Genomic DNA, 4,949 nt, shown 5'->3' on the forward strand with positions numbered 1-4,949 from the left:
CTCGATCCGCCCGTCATGTCGGTCTTCCCCGACATCCGCGACCTGCGGGGGCTGCGGTCCTCGTGCGCGCGGGGGCGGGAGCTGGGGCTGCTCGGCCGGGCGGCGATCCATCCCCGGCAGCTGCCGGTCATCGAAGAGGCGTTCAGGCCCACGGCGCGGGAGGTGGAGGCCGCGGAACAGGTCCTGGAGGCGTCACGGACCCGAGCGGGGGCCCAGGCGCTGCCGGACGGACGGTTCGTGGACGCGGCGGTGGTGGCCACGGCGGAACGGACACTCACGCTGGCACGGCGGGGGTGACGGGAGTGCGGAGAGGCGCCGGCGGGACGCGGAGGGGCTGAGGAGACCCCGTCCGGAGCACCCGGAAGGCCGTGGGACGGCCGAGGTGGCCGTCCGGGAGGACCTGGAGAGCCGTGGGACGGCCGAGGTGGCCTTCCGGGAGGACGCGGAGGGGCCGCCGGGCCTCTGGGGTCCGGCGGCCCCTCACGTCGGGTCTGTGCGGGTCAGCTCACGTCGGGTCTGTGCGGGTCAGCTCTTGTCGGCCTTCTGCGGGGCCCCGTCGGTCTCGACGTCCTTCGGCCCCGCGTCCTCGGTCCCGGCGGGCTCGGTCCCCGCCTCGTCCGCCCGCGCCTCGTCCGTGTCCGCCTCGTTCGCCTCCGTACCGGCGCCGTCCGGGTCCGTGGCCCCGGTCCCGGTGTCCCGCCCGGTGCCGTCGGCCGCCGCGGCGGGTTCCACGATCTCCTCACGGCCGGGACGCATCCTGGCCGAGAGCACGATGTACGTCACCGCCAGGACGAAGACGACGATCGCGGTCCACACGTTGAGCCGCAGGCCCAGGACGTGGTGCGCCTCGTCGACGCGCATGTACTCGATCCACGCACGTCCCGTGCAGTAGGCCGCCACGTACAGCGCGAACGCCCGGCCGTGCCCGAGCCGGAAGCGGCGGTCGGCCCAGATGACGAGCAGGGCGACACCGACGCACCACAGGGACTCGTAGAGGAACGTCGGGTGGTAGGTGCCCCCGACCCGGTTGGTGCCGTCGCTGATCTCCAGCGCCCACGGCACATCGGTAGATCTGCCGTACAGCTCCTGGTTGAACCAGTTGCCCCAGCGGCCGATCGCCTGGGCGAAGGCGATACCGGGGGCCAGCGCGTCGGCCCAGGCGGGCAGCGGGATCCCGCGACGGCGGCAGCCGATCCAGGCGCCGACGGCCCCGAGGGCGATGGCGCCCCAGATGCCGAGCCCGCCCTCCCAGATCTTGAAGGCGTCCACCCAGTCCTCACCGTCGCTGAAGTACAGCTGGTAGTCGGTGATGACGTGGTAGAGCCTGCCGCCGACAAGGCCGAAGGGCACGGCCCAGACGGCGATGTCGGCGACGGTGCCGGCGCGGCCGCCCCGGGCGATCCAGCGCTTGTTGCCGAACCAGACGGCGACGAAGACACCGATGATGATGCAGAACGCGTAGCCGCGGAGCGGGATCGGGCCGAGCTCGATCACCCCGGTCGACGGGCTGGGAATGGAGGCAAGGTTCATGACGGGGTCGACGCTACCCTGCCGGACACGGCGCACGGCAAGCCGTGGGGCAACTTCTGGGTAACGAGCCCGCGGTGGGCGTCACCGGGAGATGCCACCGCCCCGTCCGCCGAGTGCGCGGACACGGGCGGCGCCACCCGCTCGGTCCGGCGCGAGGCGGGGGCGGGACCGGGAGCGAGCCCGCGGGCCGGGAACGATCCCGCGAACCGGGTGGCACCCGGACCGGGGTGGCCGGGGGCCCGGGCCGCCGGCCCGGGCGAAGGGAGCCGCCTACGAAGCGGAGGGGGAGGCTCCGACCGTGCCGGGCTTCTTGCCCTTGTTCGCCTCGGCCACCCACTTCTCGAGGTTGGCCACGGAGATCTCCTCGTCCCCCTTCTTCGGGAAGACAGGCTCCCCGTTGAGCAGGGCCGTCGGCGTCCCCTGGAAGCCGCCCGTGGTGAAGGCCTTGTTGGACTTCTCGACCCAGCTGTCATGGGTGCCGTCCTCCACGCAACCGCGGAAGGCGGGTGTGTCGAGGCCGTCGACCTTGCCGGCCAGCTCGATCAGCTTGCCGTTGTCACCGAAGGCGTCGTCGCTCTCGGGGGGCTGGTTGCGGTAGAGGACGTCGTGGTACGGGGCGAACCTCCCGGCGTCCTGGGCGCAGGCGGCGGCGTTGGCCGCCCGCAGCGATCCGTCACCGCCCAGGTTGCCGTCGATGATCGTGGCCAGGTGGTACTCCACCTTGACGCGGCCGCTGTCCGCCAGCTCGGTGATCGTGTCCCGGAAGGCGTTCTCGAACTGGGCGCAGACCGGGCAGCGGAAGTCCTCCCAGATCGTGAGCGTGGACGGGGCGTCGTCGGCTCCGACCTGGATGGCTAGCCCGTCCTTGCCGGTCGCCCCGGACGGGGTGACCGCGGGCCCGGCCTCACTGTCCTTCCCGCTCCTGCCGGCGTTGGCGGCGATCAGGCCGATCACGGCGGCCAGCGCCAGGACACCCACCACGGCCGTCGAGACGATCAGTGTGCGGCGGCGGCGCTCGCGGGCGCGGTCCTGCTCACGCTGCTGGACGAGCCGGTCACGCGCGGCTCTCTTTCGCTCATGGTTCTTCTCGCTCACACCGCGCAAACGAACCGGGGAGGCGCGTGAGCGCCTCCCCGGTCCGAGTCCACCCATACGGGTGACGCCCGGTGTCAGCGCTGTCGAACGCCCTCGGCCAGCTCGGCCGCCAGGTCACGGACGGCGGTCAGGCCGGCCGCCTCGTCCGGGGCGTCGAGCATCCGCTTGACGAAGGCCGAGCCGACGATCACCCCGTCGGCGAAGCCCGCGACCTGCCGGGCGTGCTCCGCCGTGGAGACGCCGATGCCGACGCAGACCGGTAGGCCGGTGGTGGCGCGGGTGCGCTCCACCAGGTTCTGGGCCTGCTCCCCGACCGATTCGCGGGTGCCGGTGACCCCCATCAGGGAAGAGGCGTACACGAAGCCGGAACCCGCCGCCGTGATGGTGGCGAGACGCTCGTCCCTGCTGCTCGGGGCGACGACGAAGACGGTGGCGAGCCCGTGCTTCTCGGCGTGCTCGCGCCACAGGGCCGACTCCTGGACCGGCAGGTCGGGCAGGATGCACCCGGCACCTCCCGCGGCGGCCAGCTCGGCGGTGAAGCGCTCCACGCCGTACCGGTCGACGGGGTTCCAGTACGTCATGACGAGGATCGGGACGCCCGTCGCCTCGTACGCCTCGCGGACCGTGCGCATGATGTCGGCGATCCTCACGCCGCCGCGCAGCGCGATGTCGTCGGCGGTCTGGATGACCGGGCCGTCGAGGACCGGGTCGCTGTGCGGCAGCCCCACCTCGATGATGTCGGCGCCGCCCGCGACGGCCGCCTTGACGGCCTCGATGCCACCGTCGACGGTCGGGAAACCGCCGGGGAGGTAGACGACGAGCGCGGCCCGGTCCTCGGAGCGGGCGCGTGCGAAGGTCTCGTCCAGCAGGCCGATGGTGCCGGTGTGCGTGCCGGTGGTCATGACTGGGGCTCCCCCTCCGCGTCGGCGGCGACCTCGCCGTCGATGTCGTACAGCCCGAAGTAGCGGGCCGCCGTGTCCATGTCCTTGTCGCCGCGTCCGGAGAGGTTGACCAGGATCAGGCCCTCCTTGCCGAGCTCCCGCCCGACCTCCAGGGCGCCGGCCAGCGCGTGGGCGCTCTCGATGGCGGGGATGATCCCCTCGGTGCGGGACAGCAGGCGCAGCGCCTGCATGGCGGCGTCGTCGGTCACCGCGCGGTACTCGCCGCGGCCGACGTCCTTGAGGTAGGCGTGCTCCGGGCCGATCCCCGGGTAGTCCAGTCCCGCCGAGATGGAGTACGGCTCGGTGATCTGGCCCTCGTCGTCCTGCAGGACGTAGGAACGGGAGCCGTGCAGGATGCCGGGCTCGCCCGCGGTCAGGGTCGCCGCGTGCTCGCCGGTCTCCACGCCGTGCCCGGCGGGCTCGCAGCCGACGAGCCGGACGCCCGCGTCCGGGATGAAGGCGTGGAAGAGGCCGATGGCGTTGGAACCGCCGCCGACACAGGCGACCGCGGCGTCGGGCAGCCGGCCGGCGCGCTCCAGGAGCTGGCGGCGCGCCTCGATCCCGATCACCCGGTGGAAGTCGCGGACCATGGCGGGGAACGGGTGGGGGCCCGCGACCGTGCCGAAGAGGTAGTGCGTGCGGTCCACGTTGGCGACCCAGTCCCGGAACGCCTCGTTGATGGCGTCCTTGAGGGTCCGCGAGCCCGATTTCACGGCGATGACGTCGGCGCCGAGGATGCGCATGCGGGCCACGTTCAGTGCCTGGCGCTCGGTGTCGATCTCGCCCATGTAGATCGTGCACTCGAGTCCGAAGAGGGCGCAGGCGGTCGCCGTGGCGACGCCGTGCTGGCCGGCTCCGGTCTCCGCGATGACCCGGGTCTTGCCCATGCGCTTGGTGAGGAGCGCCTGGCCCAGCACGTTGTTGATCTTGTGCGAGCCGGTGTGGTTGAGGTCCTCCCTCTTGAGGAAGACCCGTGCGCCCCCGGCGTGCTCGGCGAAGCGCGGTACCTCGGTCAGCGCGCTGGGCCGGCCGGTGTAGTTGACCATGAGCTCGTCGAGCTCGGCGGCGAAGGCCGGGTCGGCCTTGGCCTTGTCGTACTCGACGGCCACCTCGTCCACGGCGGCGACCAGCGCCTCCGGGATGAACTTGCCGCCGTACGCACCGAAGTACCCCTCGGCGCTGGGCACCAGACCCTCGGGGTCCGGGATGAAGAAGTCTGACGACATGTCGATGTGCTCCTCGACCTCGCAACGGGTGGATTCACCGTATGCGCCGTGGGCGGAGCGCCGCTCCGGCCGCCGGGCGGTCGGTGCGGTGGGTCGTGCGGCCCCCGGACACCCGGGGGAACGCGCTACGGCCGGGGCTCGCTACGGCGCGGACCCC

The 4,949-nt window shown here is 72.7% G+C and carries 5 protein-coding genes; 1 reads left to right on the top strand and 4 read right to left on the bottom strand.

Translation table 11 applies throughout. The features are described 5' to 3' along the window. The coding region (locus ABZ371_RS28895) for an HpcH/HpaI aldolase/citrate lyase family protein (protein WP_358685017.1) at positions 1-297 on the top strand (297 nt) is incomplete at its 5' end. A 228-nt stretch (positions 298-525) separates the two neighbouring features. On the opposite strand, the gene lgt is transcribed toward ABZ371_RS28895, so the two are convergent. The 4 genes from lgt to trpB form a co-directional block, all read right to left on the bottom strand. Then, on the bottom strand, positions 526-1,530 hold the full coding sequence (gene lgt / locus ABZ371_RS28900; protein WP_358685019.1) for a prolipoprotein diacylglyceryl transferase: 1,005 nt from the start codon (positions 1,528-1,530) through the stop codon (positions 526-528). A 270-nt stretch (positions 1,531-1,800) separates the two neighbouring features. Continuing rightward, positions 1,801-2,625 carry a thioredoxin domain-containing protein gene (locus tag ABZ371_RS28905; RefSeq protein WP_358685021.1) on the bottom strand — a complete coding sequence of 275 codons (825 nt, stop codon included), beginning with the start codon at positions 2,623-2,625 and terminating at the stop codon, positions 1,801-1,803. 74 nt (positions 2,626-2,699) lie between these two features. Next, positions 2,700-3,527: a tryptophan synthase subunit alpha gene (trpA, locus tag ABZ371_RS28910; RefSeq protein WP_358685023.1), complete on the bottom strand. Its 828-nt coding sequence runs from the start codon at positions 3,525-3,527 to the stop codon at positions 2,700-2,702. Next, entirely contained in the window at positions 3,524-4,792 is a 1,269-nt protein-coding gene (gene trpB, locus ABZ371_RS28915) for a tryptophan synthase subunit beta (RefSeq protein WP_358685025.1), read from the bottom strand. Before trpB ends, trpA begins: the two co-directional genes overlap by 4 nt. Positions 4,793-4,949 lie beyond the last annotated feature (157 nt).

The organism is Streptomyces sp. NPDC005899, assembly GCF_040629645.1.
Lineage (GTDB): Bacteria > Actinomycetota > Actinomycetes > Streptomycetales > Streptomycetaceae > Streptomyces.

Coding starts and splice junctions, on each gene's coding strand:
- trpA (WP_358685023.1), bottom strand. CDS start 3,527: ATGACCACCGGCACGCACACCGGCACCATCGGCCTGCTGGACGAGACC.
- lgt (WP_358685019.1), bottom strand. CDS start 1,530: ATGAACCTTGCCTCCATTCCCAGCCCGTCGACCGGGGTGATCGAGCTC.
- trpB (WP_358685025.1), bottom strand. CDS start 4,792: ATGTCGTCAGACTTCTTCATCCCGGACCCCGAGGGTCTGGTGCCCAGC.